The organism is Nocardioides furvisabuli (assembly GCF_021083185.1).
Classification (GTDB): Bacteria; Actinomycetota; Actinomycetes; order Propionibacteriales; family Nocardioidaceae; genus Nocardioides; species Nocardioides furvisabuli.
In genome coordinates this window covers 169,493-184,130 of sequence record NZ_JAIGQB010000003.1, presented here as the reverse complement: position 1 = coordinate 184,130, position 14,638 = coordinate 169,493, and the positions used below count along the sequence as shown (strand labels likewise).

General features: G+C 73.2%; 10 protein-coding genes. 8 read left to right on the top strand and 2 right to left on the bottom strand.

Going from position 1 to position 14,638, the window contains the following annotated elements:
* Positions 1 to 6 precede the first annotated feature (6 nt).
* The 5 genes from K4G59_RS07275 (at position 7) to K4G59_RS07255 (ending at position 7,299) form a co-directional block, all read left to right on the top strand.
* Positions 7 to 999, top strand: a complete 993-nt coding sequence (locus K4G59_RS07275; RefSeq protein WP_231250304.1) for an NADPH:quinone oxidoreductase family protein — start codon at positions 7 to 9, stop codon at positions 997 to 999.
* Between the two features lie 49 nt (positions 1,000 to 1,048).
* A complete protein-coding gene (locus K4G59_RS07270; RefSeq protein ID WP_231250303.1) occupies positions 1,049 to 2,995 on the top strand; it encodes a M13 family metallopeptidase in 1,947 nt (648 codons plus the stop codon).
* Positions 2,996 to 3,053: 58 nt separating this feature from the next.
* Positions 3,054 to 3,860, top strand: a complete 807-nt coding sequence (locus K4G59_RS07265; protein WP_231250302.1) for a 2-phosphosulfolactate phosphatase — start codon at positions 3,054 to 3,056, stop codon at positions 3,858 to 3,860.
* 98 nt (positions 3,861 to 3,958) lie between these two features.
* Positions 3,959 to 4,972 (top strand): SGNH/GDSL hydrolase family protein, encoded by a 1,014-nt coding sequence (locus tag K4G59_RS07260; RefSeq protein WP_231250301.1) that lies wholly within the window; start codon positions 3,959 to 3,961, stop codon positions 4,970 to 4,972.
* A 125-nt stretch (positions 4,973 to 5,097) separates the two neighbouring features.
* On the top strand, positions 5,098 to 7,299 hold the full coding sequence (locus K4G59_RS07255) for a RecQ family ATP-dependent DNA helicase (RefSeq protein WP_231250300.1): 2,202 nt from the start codon (positions 5,098 to 5,100) through the stop codon (positions 7,297 to 7,299).
* A gap of 109 nt (positions 7,300 to 7,408) precedes the next feature.
* Here K4G59_RS07255 and K4G59_RS07250 read toward each other — a convergent pair whose 3' ends face one another.
* Entirely contained in the window at positions 7,409 to 8,617 is a 1,209-nt protein-coding gene (locus K4G59_RS07250) for a dipeptidase (protein ID WP_231250299.1), read from the bottom strand.
* A gap of 83 nt (positions 8,618 to 8,700) precedes the next feature.
* Between K4G59_RS07250 and K4G59_RS07245 the strand changes: the two genes are divergently transcribed.
* Together K4G59_RS07245 and K4G59_RS07240 are read left to right on the top strand one after the other, a co-directional pair.
* Positions 8,701 to 11,409, top strand: a complete 2,709-nt coding sequence (locus K4G59_RS07245; RefSeq protein WP_231250298.1) for a DEAD/DEAH box helicase — start codon at positions 8,701 to 8,703, stop codon at positions 11,407 to 11,409.
* Positions 11,406 to 12,104: an SWIM zinc finger family protein gene (locus K4G59_RS07240; protein ID WP_231250297.1), complete on the top strand. Its 699-nt coding sequence runs from the start codon at positions 11,406 to 11,408 to the stop codon at positions 12,102 to 12,104. The genes K4G59_RS07245 and K4G59_RS07240 overlap by 4 nt, the downstream gene beginning before the upstream one ends.
* A 13-nt stretch (positions 12,105 to 12,117) precedes the next feature.
* On the opposite strand, the gene K4G59_RS07235 is transcribed toward K4G59_RS07240, so the two are convergent.
* Positions 12,118 to 12,669: an SACE_7040 family transcriptional regulator gene (locus tag K4G59_RS07235; RefSeq protein WP_231250296.1), complete on the bottom strand. Its 552-nt coding sequence runs from the start codon at positions 12,667 to 12,669 to the stop codon at positions 12,118 to 12,120.
* A 333-nt stretch (positions 12,670 to 13,002) separates the two neighbouring features.
* Between K4G59_RS07235 and K4G59_RS07230 the strand changes: the two genes are divergently transcribed.
* A complete protein-coding gene (locus K4G59_RS07230; RefSeq protein WP_231250662.1) occupies positions 13,003 to 14,544 on the top strand; it encodes a carboxyl transferase domain-containing protein in 1,542 nt (513 codons plus the stop codon).
* Positions 14,545 to 14,638: the final 94 nt, after the last annotated feature.

The following is a 14,638-nucleotide window of genomic DNA, read 5'->3' as shown; positions in this document are numbered from 1 at the left end:
CGCCCCATGAAGGCAGTCCAGGTCGTCACCACCACCGGTCCCGCCGACATCGTCGTCCGTGACGTCGACGGGCCCACCCCGGGTCCCCACGACGTGCTCGTGGAGGTGCACAGCGTCGGGGTGGCCTTCCCCGACCTGCTGCTGAGCCGGGGGGAGTACCAGTTCAAGCCCGAGCCGCCCTTCACCCTCGGCGTCGACTTCGCAGGCGTCGTCCTCGACCCGGGCTCGCCAGACTCGAGTCGCGATGGATCCAGCACCTTCACCGTCGGCCAGCGGGTCGCGGGCGTGAACCTGCACGGCGGGGCGGCCGAGCAGGTCGCCAACCCGGCGATCTTCACCTTCGCGCTGCCCGACGCGCTGTCGTACGACGAGGGCGCGGCGCTCCCGATGAACTACCTCACCGCCCTGTTCGCGCTCGAGGAGCGCGGCGGGCTGCGCGAGGGCGAGACGGTCCTCGTCCACGGCGCGGCCGGCGGCGTCGGCACCGCGACCCTCCAGGTCGCGAAGGGTCTCGGCGCCCGCACCATCGCCGTGGTGAGCACCGAGGAGAAGGCCGCCTTCGCCCGCGCGGCCGGTGCGGACGAGGTCGTCGTCGGCCCCGACTTCAAGGACGCGGTCAAGGAGCTGACGCACGGGGTGGGTGTGGACGTGGTGCTCGACGTCGTCGGCGGCCCCGCCTTCACCGACTCGCTGCGCTGCCTCGCCGAGCAGGGCCGGGTGCTGGTGGTCGGCTTCGCCGCCGGCCAGGGCATCCCGGAGGTCAAGGTCAACCGCCTGCTGCTGGGCAACACCGACGTCCGCGGCGTCGGCTGGGGGGCGTACGCCATGACCCGCCCGGGCTACATGCAGAAGCAGTGGCACCGCCTCGAGCCGATGATCGCCGCCGGGGTCGTGAAGCCGCCGGTCGGCGCGACCTACGAGCTCGCCGACTTCGGGCGGGCGCTCGTCGACATGGACGAGCGCCGCACCTTGGGCAAGTCGGTCGTGCGGATGCGCTGACGTCCCGCCTGCGTCCCCGGCTTGGGGGCGCGAGGTTAGGGTCGGACGCGTGACGATCCTCGATGACGCCCGCGAGGGCATGAACCCCGACATCCGCCCCCAGGACGACCTCTTCGGCCACGTCAACGGGCGCTGGCTGGACGAGACCGAGATCCCCTCGGACAAGTCGAGCTGGGGTGCGTTCATCGCGCTCGCGGACGCCGCCGAGCAGCAGGTCCGCGACATCATCACCGAGCTCGCCGACCGTCCCGTCGACCAGCTCTCCAGTGATGAGGAGACCAAGATCGCGGCCCTCTACGCCTCCTTCATGGACACCGAGCGGATCGAGGCGCTCGGCCTCGAGCCGGTGCGCGACCTGCTCGGCCGCGCCCACGCGATCGGCGACCTGACGGCCCTCGCCGACTTCCTCGGCATGTTCGAGCGCATCGGCGGACCGGGGCTGTTCGGCTCCTACATCACCCCCGACCGCGTCGACGCCTCGAAGAACATCGTCTACCTCGCGCAGGGCGGCCTCGGCCTGCCCGACGAGTCCTACTACCGCGACGAGAAGTTCACCGAGATCCGCGAGAAGTACCTCGCCTACCTCACCACCCTGCTCACCCTGAGCGAGCACGAGGACCCGGCCGGCGCGGCCGCCCGCGTCCTGGCCTACGAGACCCGCCTGGCCGGGGGTCACTGGGAGGCCGCCGCCACCCGCGACGTGCAGAAGACGACCAACCACCTGTCGCTGGAGCAGCTGCGCGAGCTCTGCCCGGCCTTCGAGTGGTCGACCTACGTCGCGGCCCTCGGCGGCACCGACGAGACGCTGCGCACCACGATCGTGATGCAGCCCGACTTCTTCTCCCACCTGTCCACGGTGCTGGACGAGACGCCGGTCGAGACCTGGCGCGACATCCTGCACGTGCGCATCGTCCGCAGCTCCGCGCCCTACCTGCCCGAGCCGTTCGTCGAGGCCAACTTCGACTTCTACGGCCGCACCCTCAACGGCACCCCCGAGCTGCGGGCGCGATGGAAGCGCGGCGTCGACTTCGTCGAGGGCGCGATCGGTGAGGCCGTCGGCAAGGTCTACGTCTCGCGGCACTTCCCGCCCACGTCGAAGCAGATGATGGACGAGCTGGTCGCCAACCTCGTCACCGCCTACCGACGCTCGATCGAGACGCTCGACTGGATGGGCGAGGACACCAAGCGCAAGGCGTACGACAAGCTCGACCGCTTCTACCCCAAGATCGGCTACCCGGCGGAGTTCCGCGACTACTCCGAGCTCCAGATCTCCGCCGACGACCTGATGGGCAACGTCGCCTCGGCCTCGGCCTTCGAGACCGACCGCCAGCTCGAGAAGGTCGGCCAGCCGGTCGACCGCGACGAGTGGCTGATGCTCCCGCAGACGGTCAACGCCTACTACCACCCCGGCACCAACGAGATCTGCTTCCCGGCCGCGATCCTCCAGCCCCCGTTCTTCAGCCCCGACGCCACCGACGCGGAGAACTACGGCGGCATCGGCGCGGTCATCGGCCACGAGATCGGCCACGGCTTCGACGACCAGGGCGCGCAGTACGACGGCGACGGCAACCTGCACGACTGGTGGACCGCCGACGACAAGTCCGCGTTCGAGGCCAAGTCGCAGGCCCTCATCGCGCAGTACGACGACTTCGAGCCGCGCAACCTGCCGGGCGAGCACGTCAACGGCAGCCTCACCGTCGGGGAGAACATCGGCGACCTCGGCGGCCTGACGATCGCGCACAAGGCGTACGTCATCAGCCAGGGCGGCGTCGCCTCGATCGAGGACCGGCGCTCGCTCTTCCTCAACTGGAGCCACGTGTGGCGCACCAAGCGCCGCAAGGAGCAGGAGCTGCAGTACCTCACGATCGACCCGCACAGCCCGGCCGAGTTCCGCGCCAACATCGTGCGCAACCTCGACGAGTTCCACGAGGTCTTCGAGACCGCGCCCGGCGACGGGCTGTGGCTCGAGCCGGAGTCGCGCGTGCGGATCTGGTGAGCCGCGCGCGGAACGGCGTGTCGGGCCCCGGGCCCGGCGCGAGATGTTGAATGAGCACGTGACGATCCCGGGCCACGACCAGTCCAGCTATCGCCTGCGCCTCGAGTGGGGGCCGACCGGCGCCGACGCCGTGCGGGCCGACTACGCCGTCGTCGTCGACGTGCTGTCCTTCACGACCACGCTGAGCGTCGCGGTCGAGCGCGGGATCGAGGTCTTCCCGTTCCGCTGGCGCGACGCCCGGGCGGCCGAGCACGCCATGCGCCACGCCGCCACGCTCGCGGTCGGCAGGTTCGAGGCGCTCTCGCGCGGCGACGCGCGCCACGTCTCGCTCTCGCCGGCCAGCCTGGCCGAGGTCGAGGGGGTCGAGCGCCTCGTGCTGCCCTCGCCGAACGGCTCGAGCATCGCCTTCGCGCTCGCCGATGCCGGGTCGAGCGTGGTCGGGGCGTGCCTGCGCAACGCCGCCGCCGTCGCCCGTTGGCTGGCACCGCGGGTGGCCGACGGCGCCAGCGTGGTCGTCGTACCTGCGGGGGAGCGGTGGTACGACGACACGCTGCGCCCGGCGGCCGAGGACCTGTGGGGCGCCGGTGCGGTCCTCGACGCCCTCCTCCACGGGCTGGGCGTCGACGCCGCGGCCAGCCCCGAGGCGCGGCTGGCGATCGCCGCGTGGCGCGCGGCGGACCTTCCCGGTGACCTGCTCGACTGCGCCGGCGGGCGCGAGCTGAGCGGGGCCGGCTTCGTGGCGGACGTGGAGATCGCCGGGCAGCACGACGTCAGCGAGGTGGTGCCGGTGCTGGTGGGCGAGTCGTTCCGCGACGCCGCGACCCTGCCGCCCGACGGTCCGCGGCTGCGTCGCGTCGGGGCCTGAGCAGAACCAGACCGCTCGGTCTGGTGCCGGCGGGACTGGAGTGTCTACTGTGAGCGCGGTCACACTCGGGTGGCCACGATCTCGGAGGACTCACCCAGATGAATCGCACGACTCGTCGCCTGGCAGTGCTGGGCTCGGCCCTCGCCGGGCTGCTCACGCCGCTCCTTCTCCAGCCGGTCCAGGCTGCCGCGCCGGCCTATGTCGCCCTCGGCGACTCCTACGCCTCGGGCACCGGCACCCGCTCCTACATCAGTGACGGCACCAGCTGCCAGCGCTCCACCTCGGCCTACCCGAGCCTGATCGCCGCCGCCCGCGGCTACGCGCTCAACTTCCGCGCCTGCTCCGGCGCGACCATCCCCGACGTCACCAACGCCCAGCTCGGGGCGCTGACGTCGGCCACGAGCTACGTGTCGATCTCGGTCGGCGGCAACGACGCGGGCTTCGCCAACGTGCTCACCACCTGCGCCCAGCCCTGGTGGGCGAGCAACTGCGACGGCGCGATCAACACCGCCCAGTCCTTCATCAGCAACACCCTGCCCTCGCGGCTGACGACCCTCTACTCCCAGATCCGCAGCCGCGCGCCGTACGCCAAGGTCGTCGTCGTGGGCTACCCGCGGATCTTCAACGGCGAGGACTGCAACGCCTTCACCTGGTTCTCTCCCGCGGAGCAGTCGCGGCTCAACCAGACCGCCGACCTGCTCAACAGCCGCCTCGCCGCGGCGGCCTCGGCGGCCGGCTTCTCCTTCGCCAACCCCACCAGCCGCTTCATCGGCCACGCGGTGTGCGCCGCCGACGAGTGGATCAACGGACTGTCCAGCCCGATCAGCGAGAGCTACCACCCCAAGGCCAACGGCCACGCGGGCGGCTACACCCCCTCCGTGAGCCCGCTGCTCACCGGCGCCGCCGTCGCCGTGACCGCGCAGGTCGTCGCGGAGTCCTCCGCCTCGGCGGACGAGCAGGCCGCGCTCCAGCGCCGGTACGCCGCCGCCGACCGCACCATCGAGCCGGAGACCTTCGTCGCTCCGGACCTGACCACGCCGGAGGCGCGTCGCGACGCCCGCCGGGCCGGGGTCGACATCGAGACGTTCCTGGAGCGCAGCGCGCGGCGCTGAGCCGTGGTTCGGGGCCCCGGTAGTCCACCGGGACGTGGTCGCCGGCCGTCGCGCCGCACGACCACTTCCCGGTGGACTACCCCGGCACCGGGTGGGCCGTCGGTCCCTGTTGGTAGACAGGGGCCATGACCACCCCCACTGCCGCCGCACCCGTCGCCGACGACGTACGCCGCTCGGCCCGCGAGTCCGCCGAGCGCCACCTGCGGGCCCTCGTCGGCCCCCGGGACGGGCAGGGCGACGCCGTCCTGCGCGAGGACCAGTGGGCGGCCATCGAGGCGCTCGCGGTCGACCACCGTCGCGCCCTCGTCGTGCAGCGCACCGGGTGGGGCAAGTCGGCGGTCTACTTCGTCGCGACCAAGCTGCTGCGCGAGCAGGGCGCCGGCCCGACGGTCATCGTGAGCCCGCTGCTCGCGCTGATGCGCAACCAGATCGCCGCGGCCGAGCGCGCGGGCATCCGCGCGGTGACCATCAACTCCACCAACATCGACCAGTGGCAGCCGATCCACGACCAGATCCATGCCGGCGAGGTCGACGTGCTGCTGGTGAGCCCGGAGCGGCTCAACAACCCCGGCTTCCGCGACGAGGTGCTGCCGCGGCTGGCCGCGACGTGCGGCCTGCTGGTGGTCGACGAGGCCCACTGCATCTCCGACTGGGGCCACGACTTCCGCCCCGACTACCGCCGCCTCCGCACGCTGCTGGCCGAGCTCCCGTCGGGGATCCCGGTGCTGGCCACGACGGCGACGGCCAACTCCCGCGTCACCGGCGACGTGGCCGAGCAGCTCGTCCTGAGGAGCGCGTCCAGCGCGCGTCACGAAGGGCTCGGGGTGCACGCCGACGGCGCGGGGGACTCCGCGGTGCTCGTGCAGCGCGGCACCCTCGACCGCGAGTCGCTGCGCCTCGGCGTCGTACGCCTCCGCACGCCCGAGCAGCGCCTGGCCTGGCTGGCCGACCACCTCGCCGAGCAGCCCGGGTCCGGCATCGTCTACTGCCTCACCGTCGCCGCCACCCAGGAGGTCGCGGGCTACCTCCGCGACCGTGGCCTGGAGGTCGCTGCCTACTCCGGCCAGACCGAGGCCGACGAGCGTCACGGCCTCGAGCAGGCGCTCGTGGACGGTCGGGTCAAGGCGCTGATCGCCACCAGCGCGCTCGGGATGGGCTTCGACGCCAGCCTCGGCTTCGTGATCAACCTCGGTGCGCCCGCCTCACCGGTCGCCTACTACCAGCAGGTCGGCCGTGCCGGCCGCGGCACCGACGAGGCCACCGTCGTGCTGCTGCCCCAGGTGGAGGACCGCGACATCTGGGCCTACTTCGCCTCGCTCGGCTTCCCGCGCGAGGAGCAGGTGCGCGAGACCCTGGCCGCGCTCGCCGACTCCGAGCGCCCGTTGTCCACCGCGACGATCGAGACCCGCGTGGAGCTCGGCCGCAACCGGCTCGAGTCGATGCTCAAGGTGCTCGACGTCGACGGCGCGGTCCAGCGGGTCCAGGGCGGCTGGATCGCCACCGGTCGCCCCTGGCACTACGACGCCGAGCGCTACGCCCGGGTCGCGGAGGCCCGCGAGCGCGAGCAGCAGGCGATGCTGGGCTACCTCGACACCGACCAGTGCCGGATGCGCTACCTCCGCGAGCAGCTCGACGACGAGGGCGCCACCGACTGCGGACGCTGCGACAACTGCGGCGGGCTCGACCTGTCGACGTCGGTGAGCGAGGCCGCCGTCGCGGAGGCGGGGCAGCGGCTGTCCCGCCCGGGCATCACGGTCGACCCGCGCCGGATGTGGCCCACCGCGCTGGCCAACCTCGGCCTCGACCTCAAGGGCAAGATCTCCGCCGGCGCCGAGCCGGGACGGGCCGTCGCCCGGCTCACCGACCTCGGTCACGGCCAGGCGCTGCGCGACCTCTTCCGCGAGGACACCCCCGACGGTCCGGTCCCGCCCGTGCTGGCGCAGGCGGTCATGGACGTGATGAAGGACTGGGCGCCGCAGTGGCGCAGCCGGCCCGACGCGGTCGTCGTCACCGAGTCGGCGACCCGCCCGACGCTGACGCGCGACCTCGCCGACGGCCTCGCGCGGGTGATGCAGGTGCCGGTCGTCGGCACGTGGGCGGTGCGCGACGCGACCGTGCCCCCGCGCGCCGGGCAGTCCAACTCCGCGCAGCGCGTCGCCGCCGTACGCCGTCGCAGCGGGCTGGTCGCCGAGGTGCCGCCGGGCGCCACGGTGCTGCTGGTCGACGACCTCGTCGAGACCGGGTGGAGCGCGACGCTCGCCGCGGTCGCGCTGCGCGAGGCGGGCGCAGGCGCGGTGCTGCCGCTCTGGCTGGGCAGCCGCTCCTGACTGCCGAGCGGGCACTTCCTCGCGCTGGAACGCACCGAGCGGGCACTTCCTCGCGCAGCTGCGCGACGAAGTGCCCGCTCGGCTGAGCTCAGCGCAACGAAGTGCCCGGTCAATGACCCATCATCGCGGTCGGGTCGACCGTGCCCGGGCGTACGCCGTCGAGGTCCTCGATCCGCGCCAGGCCCGGCCCGCGCACCTGCTGCAGCCCACGGGCGACCGCCTCGACCTCGCGTATCACGCGCAGCGTGTTGCGGCACGTGAGCCGGGCCAGGTCGGCCTCCGACCAGCCGCGGTCGGCGAGCGCGGAGACCAGGACCGGGTAGGTCGAGACGTCCTCCAGCCCGACCGGCAGGGTCCCCACGCCGTCGTAGTCGCCGCCCAGTCCGACGTGGTCGATCCCGGCCACCTCCCGGACGTGCTCGACGTGCGCCACCACGTCGGCGAGCGACGCGCTCGGCTGCGGGTGCTCGCGCACCCAGGCGTCCTCGAAGGTGCCGAACCGCTCGCCGTCGGACTCCGGGACCCCCTCGGCCGCCGCGGCCGCGACCAGCTCCCGGTGCCAGTCGGCGCACGCGGTGTTCACGAACTTCGGCACGAAGGTCACCATGCACACGCCGCCGCCCCGGGCCGTCGCCTCCAGCACGTCGTCCGGGGCGTTGCGCGGGCTGTCGGTCACCGCCCGCGCGGAGCTGTGGCTGAAGACGACCGGCGCCTCGCTGACCTCGAGCGCGTCGCGCATCGTGTCCGCGGAGACGTGGGAGAGGTCGACCATCATGCCGAGGCGGTTCATCTCCCGCACGACCTCGCGGCCGAACTCCGTCAGCCCGCCGGCCTGCGGCCGGTCGGTGGCGGAGTCGGCCCACGGGGTGTTCGCGTTGTGGGTGAGCGTCAGGTAGCGCACGCCGAGGGCGTGGAGCTGGCGCAGGGTGCCGAGCGAGCAGTTGATCGAGTGCCCGCCCTCGGCGCCCATGAGCGAGGCCATCCGACCCGACGCCCACGCCTGCTCGACCTCGTCGGCGGTCGTCGCCCACGCCAGCTGGTCGGCGTACGTGTCGGTGAGCAGGCGCGCGGCGTCGACCTGCTCGAGCGTGGCGCTCACCGCGTGGTCGCCGGTGAGCTCGGTCGGCACGAAGACCGACCAGAACTGCGCCCCCATCCCGCCGGCGCGCATCCGCGGCAGGTCGGTGTGGGTGGGGGTGCCGCCCGCGCCGACGTCGAGGCGGGAGAAGTCGTACGCCGTCGCCGCGCGCACGGCCCACAGCAGATCGTTGTGCCCGTCGATGACGGGGTGGGCGGCGAGCAGCGCGGAGACGTCCATGCCGTCCGACGGTAGTCGCCGGGGAACTCCCTGTCGGTCCGAGGCGTTAGCGTCAGGTCGAGCGGATCAACGAAGGGTGCTGCATGAGCTTTGTCCCGGTCACCGGTCCCGCCAGGCTGCTGGTGGGAGAGCCGCCCCGGGAGGGCTCGATCGAGTTCACCGACGAGCGCCGCACGATCGTGCTGCCGATCCGCGGTGCGCTGCCGGTGCTGGGCAAGGTCCGCGACGCCGACCAGCCGCACCCGTCGGTCGCGCTGCTCGCCGGTGCGGCGCTGATGGGCCTCCAGCTGGTGGCGTCGGGCCGCTTCGCCCCCGACCCCGAGGGCCGCCACTGGCAGGTCGCGGGCCTCGACGCCGACGACGAGCGCCGCATCGGCGAGCTGGCGCGATCGCGTGCCTGGGACGGCTTCGACGAGGCGACGGCCGAGGGCACGGTGCGGGCGCTGCTCGACGCCGTGGTCGACACCGTCCCGCGCACGACGCCCGGGCGATCCCGCCACCGGGCCCCGGCGGCCGCGGTGCCGGGGCGCGTCGGGTCGCACAGCCCCGATGAGTTCAGCGACCGGCTCCAGCAGCGGATCGCGCGGATCCGCACGCGTGCCCGTGACGACCGGCCGCACCTGGTGACGATCTCGTTCCGCATCGAGGCCGACGAGGAGGAGCTCGTCGCCGGCGCCGTACGCCTCGTCACGCAGGTGCACGCGGTCGACAACGCCGCGCACATGGCCGACGCCTCCGAGCTCTGGGCCGAGTCCGGTCCGGGGGCCGCGCACGGCTTCGGCGAGCGCGCGCGCACCCACGCCGCCATCGCGCTCCGCTCGGCGGCCGACGCCTGGCCGGTGCTGGAGCGGCTGCTCGACCTCCGGGTCCCCGACGAGATCACCCTCGACTCCGACGAGATCCTCTCCCTCCTCGACCGCGGGGCGGCGGCCCTCGCCGAGGCCGGCCACCCGGTCCTGTGGCCCACGTACCTCGACCGCGAGGTCACCCAGCGCGTCGAGCTGGGCCGCCGGTCCGCGTCGGGGCGTCGCGACGAGCCGTTGCAGGACGGGCTGTTCGGCCCCCAGGCGCTCTTCGGCTTCGAGTGGCAGGTCTCGCTGCACGGCGAGGAGCTGAGCGAGGAGGAGATGGACGAGCTGGCCCGCACGGCGAGCCCGATCATCAGGCTGCGCGACAACTGGGTCGCGGTCGACTCCGCGGTCATCAAGCGCGCCCGCAAGCGGCTGATCCGCACCGTGACGCCGGTGCAGGCGCTGGCCGCGACGCTGACCGGCGTCGTCGACATCGAGGACGTCCCCTACGAGGCCGTCGTCGGCGCGAGCCTGCTGACGGTCCGCGACCGGCTCCGCGACGCCGCGACCGGTGCGCTGGTGGACGTGCCTCCCGCCCTGCGCGCCGAGCTGCGCGACTACCAGCGCCGCGGCCTGTCCTGGCTCGCCGAGCTGACCTCGCTCGGGCTCGGCGCCTGCCTGGCCGACGACATGGGGCTCGGCAAGACGGTCACCGTGATCGCACTGCACCTGCACCGCGCAGGGCAGCCGGGTGCGGGCGGCCCGACCCTCGTGGTCTGCCCGGCCTCGCTGCTCGGCAACTGGGAGGCCGAGATCCGCCGCTTCGCCCCCGGCGTCGCCGTGCGCCGTCACCACGGCAGCGCGCGCGACCTCGACGGCGTGGGTGGGGGGTTCGTGCTGACCACCTACGGCACGATGCGCAACGACGCGGAGCTGCTCGCCGAGGTGGCGTGGGACCTGGTGGTCGCGGACGAGGCGCAGCACGTCAAGAACTCCCGCTCGGCCGCCGCCCGCGCGCTGCGCACCATCCCGTGCACCGCCCGGGTGGCGCTGACCGGCACCCCGGTCGAGAACGACCTCACCGAGCTGTGGTCGATCCTCGACTGGGCGATCCCCGGCCTGCTCGGCAGCCGCAACGCCTTCCGCAAGGTCTGGGCCGGACCGATCGAGTCCGGCCTCGAGCCCACCAAGGCGCGCCAGTTCGCCGACCTGATCGGGCCGTTCCTGCTGCGCCGGCGCAAGTCCGACCCGGGGGTGGCGCCCGAGCTGCCGCCCAAGACCGAGACCGACCACGTGCTCGGGCTGACCCGCGAGCAGGTCGTCCTCTACGAGACGCTCGTGCGCGAGTCGATGCGCCGCATCGAGGAGGCCGACGAGGAGACCCGCCGCGGGTTGGTGCTCAAGCTGCTCACCGGGCTGAAGCAGATCTGCAACCACCCGGCCCACTTCCTGCGCCAGGCTAACCCGCGCCTGCGCGGGCGCTCGGAGAAGCTCGACCTGCTCGACGAGCTGGTCGGCACCGTGGTGGCGGAGGACGGCGCGGTCCTCGTCTTCACCCAGTACGTCGCCATGGCGCGGCTGCTCGAGCGCCACCTGGCCACGACGGGGGTCCCGCACCAGTTCCTGCACGGCGGCACGCCGGTGCGCGAGCGCGACGCGATGGTGGCGCGCTTCCAGGCCGGGGAGGTGCCGGTCTTCCTGCTGTCGCTGAAGGCCGGCGGCACCGGGCTCAACCTCACCCGCGCCGACCACGTCATCCACTTCGACCGCTGGTGGAACCCCGCGGTCGAGGACCAGGCCACCGATCGGGCCTACCGCATCGGCCAGACCCGGCCGGTGCAGGTGCACCGCGCGATCACGCAGGGGACGATCGAGGAGAAGATCGCCGAGCTGCTGGCCCGCAAGCGCTCCATCGCCGACTCGGTCCTCACGCGCGGCGAGACGGCGCTGACCGAGCTGTCGGACGCCGAGCTGCGCGACCTGGTCGAGCTGCGCCGGTGAGCGCCGCGGGCACCACCCATCCACGCCTGCCGGCACGGCGCGGCGGTGGCTCGGGCACGTGGTGGAGCAAGGCGGTGATCCGCTCGGTCGAGGAGGCGGCCTACAGCGCCGAGGACCTCAAGCGCGGCCGGGCGCTCGCGCGGGCGGGGGCCGTGGGTGCGATCACCGTCTCCGACGGTGCCGCGGTGGCGGCGGTGGGCGAGGGTCAGGACGCCTTCACCGTCGAGGTCACGGTGCCGGTGCTCGACGACTCCGACGCGTCGGCCTTCACCGAGCTCGTCGCCGCCGAGGCGGGTCGCATCGCCGCGCTGATGGCGGGCGAGCTGCCGCACGCTTTCGTGGAGGCCGTGGAGGAGGCGGGCGTCGAGCTGCTTCCGTACGGCGGGGAGCTGGGCTCGGCCTGCACGTGCGAGGCCTGGCTCGACCCGTGCCCGCACGCGCTGGCCGTGCTCACCCAGCTGGCGTGGCTGATCGCCGCCGACCCCTTCGTGCTGACCCACCTGCGCGGGCTCTCGCGCGAGCGGGTGCTGCGCGAGCTGCACCGCATCCACCAGCCGCAGGCGGTCGAGGACGGCGACCCCGTCCCGGGTGCCGAGGACGGGCCGCACGAGCTCGACGACCTCGTCGTCGCCGAGGACGCCGCGGTCCGGGCGGCGCGCCTGCTGCAGCAGGAGAGCCCGTTCGACGCGATGTGAGCGCGTCGGCTCCTCAGGTCAGGCCGAGCGCGCCGTGCGCCATGTCGCGGAGCACGTCGTGCATCTGCGGGTCGGGGAGCCGGCCGCTGTGCGGGGTGGAGTTGAGCAGGCCGAAGAGCACGTGCGCGCGGGTGCGGGACGCCTCCGGGCTGAGGCCGGTGTGGAAGCGACGCACCTGCGTGGCCCAGACGTCGACGTACGCCCTCTGCAGTGCGCGCACGCGCTCGCGGGCCTCGTCGGGCAGGTTGCTCCAGTCGCGGTCCTGCACCACGATGAGGGCGCGGTGCTCGATGGCGAACTGGATGTGCCACTCGACCAGCGCCTCGAGGGCCTCGCGCGGGCCGTCGGCGCTCGCCACGCGGCTGCGGCCCTCGGCGAGGAGGGTCTCGCTGATGCTCACCAGCATCTCGGCGAGCATCGCGTCCTTGGAGTCGAAGTGCTTGTAGAGCGCCGGGCCGGAGATGCCGCAGGCCGAGCCGAGCTCGGCGACCGAGACCCCGTGGAAGCCACGCTCGGCGAAGAGGTCGGCGGCGATGTCGAGGATCTGCTGGCGCCGGGGGGTCACGGGCTCGAGGTTAGTGCCCGCCGGCTCCTCGTGCGGCGCGCGCGGCGCCGGGAGCTTCACCGGGCGCCGCTGCGCCTGCCAGACCGCGAGCGGAATCACACGTGCCTCCCCATGTGGTGCTCCAGTGGGCCGCGGAGCGGATCACTGCCGTGGTGCCGGCACCACCTCTGGTCTACCGCACCGGGGCGAACCCGATCCACACGCGCGGCCCACGCGACGGCCACACCTCGCGACAGACCGGCCGCCCGGGGTGTGCACTGGACGCACGAGGTTAACGATCGCTAACCTGAGTCCGTGTCCGAGCAGCTGAGCCCGATCCAGGGTCCCCCGACCATGCGTGAGCTCGTCGACGACCTGCGCGCCCGGCTCGCCCGGGTCCGCCAGGGCGGGTCGAAGAGCGCGCGCCGCAAGCACACCGACCGCGGCAAGCTGCTGGCCCGCGAGCGAGTCGACCGTCTGCTCGACCCCGGCAGCCCGTTCCTCGAGCTCGCGCCGCTGGCGGCGTACGGGATGTACGGCAGTGGTTCCGGAGACGACCACGCCGTGCCGTCCGCCGGCGTCGTGGCCGGCATCGGCCGGGTCGCGGGCCGCGAGTGCGTGGTCGTCGCCAACGACGCCACCGTCAAGGGCGGCACCTACTACCCGATGACGGTCAAGAAGCACCTCCGCGCCCAGACGATCGCCGCCGAGAACCACCTGCCCTGCATCTACCTCGTCGACTCCGGCGGTGCCTTCCTGCCGCTGCAGGACGAGGTCTTCCCCGACCGCGAGCACTTCGGCCGGATCTTCTTCAACCAGGCCAACATGTCGGCCCGAGGCATCCCGCAGATCGCCAGCGTGATGGGCTCCTGCACCGCCGGCGGCGCCTACGTCCCGGCGATGTCCGACGAGACGGTGATCGTGCGCGACCAGGGCACGATCTTCCTCGGCGGCCCCCCGCTGGTGAAGGCCGCGACCGGTGAGGTCGTCTCGGCCGAGGACCTCGGCGGCGGCGACGTCCACGCCCGCACCTCCGGCGTGGTCGACCACCTCGCCGAGGACGACGCCCACGCGCTGGCCATCGTGCGCTCGATCGTCGACACGCTGCCCGCCGCCCGCCCGGCCCGTGAACCCAGTGCCGAGGTCGAGGAGCCGCACGAGCCGCCGGAGTCGCTCTACGACGTGGTCCCCACCGACACCCGCACGCCGTACGACGTGCGCGAGGTGGTCCGGCGGCTGGTCGACGGGAGCCGGTTCCACGAGTTCAAGAAGCTCTACGGGGACACGCTGGTCTGCGGCTTCGCGCGCATCGACGGCTACGAGGTCGGCATCGTGGCCAACAACGGCATCCTGTTCAGCGAGTCGGCGCTCAAGGGTGCGCACTTCATCGAGCTGTGCAACCAGCGCGGCATCCCGCTGGTGTTCCTGCAGAACATCACCGGCTTCATGGTCGGGCGCGAGTACGAGAACAAGGGGATCGCCCGCGACGGCGCCAAGCTGGTCACCGCGGTCGCGTGCAGCGTGGTGCCGAAGTTCACCGTCGTCATCGGCGGCTCGTTCGGCGCCGGCAACTACGGCATGTGCGGACGGGCCTACGACCCGCGCTTCCTGTGGATGTGGCCCAACGCGCGCATCTCGGTGATGGGCGGCGAGCAGGCCGCCTCGGTGCTCGCCACCGTCCGCACCGACCTCGAGGACGAGGAGGCGGTCGAGGCCTTCAAGGCCCCGATCCGAGACCAGTACGAGACCCAGGGCTCGCCCTACTACGCCAGCGCGCGGCTGTGGGACGACGGCGTGATCGACCCCGCCGACACCCGCCGGGTGCTCGGCATGGCGCTCGCCGCGACGTCGTACACCCCGATCCCCGAGCCGTCCTACGGCATCTTCCGGATGTGAGGCGCGCAGTGACGAGCGAGGAACGAGAGCGTCGCGTGGGCGCGACCAGGTTGAGCAAGCCCTGCGACCGAGGCACGAGGTCGCAACGGGCGCG

What these genes read in the sequence shown, in the direction of transcription:
- K4G59_RS07275 (WP_231250304.1), top strand. Translation starts at nt 7, where the DNA reads ATGAAGGCAGTCCAGGTCGTCACCACCACCGGTCCCGCCGACATCGTC.
- K4G59_RS07250 (WP_231250299.1), bottom strand. Translation starts at nt 8,617, where the DNA reads ATGGACGTCTCCGCGCTGCTCGCCGCCCACCCCGTCATCGACGGGCAC.
- K4G59_RS07245 (WP_231250298.1), top strand. Translation starts at nt 8,701, where the DNA reads ATGAGCTTTGTCCCGGTCACCGGTCCCGCCAGGCTGCTGGTGGGAGAG.
- K4G59_RS07255 (WP_231250300.1), top strand. Translation starts at nt 5,098, where the DNA reads ATGACCACCCCCACTGCCGCCGCACCCGTCGCCGACGACGTACGCCGC.
- K4G59_RS07260 (WP_231250301.1), top strand. Translation starts at nt 3,959, where the DNA reads ATGAATCGCACGACTCGTCGCCTGGCAGTGCTGGGCTCGGCCCTCGCC.
- K4G59_RS07230 (WP_231250662.1), top strand. Translation starts at nt 13,003, where the DNA reads ATGCGTGAGCTCGTCGACGACCTGCGCGCCCGGCTCGCCCGGGTCCGC.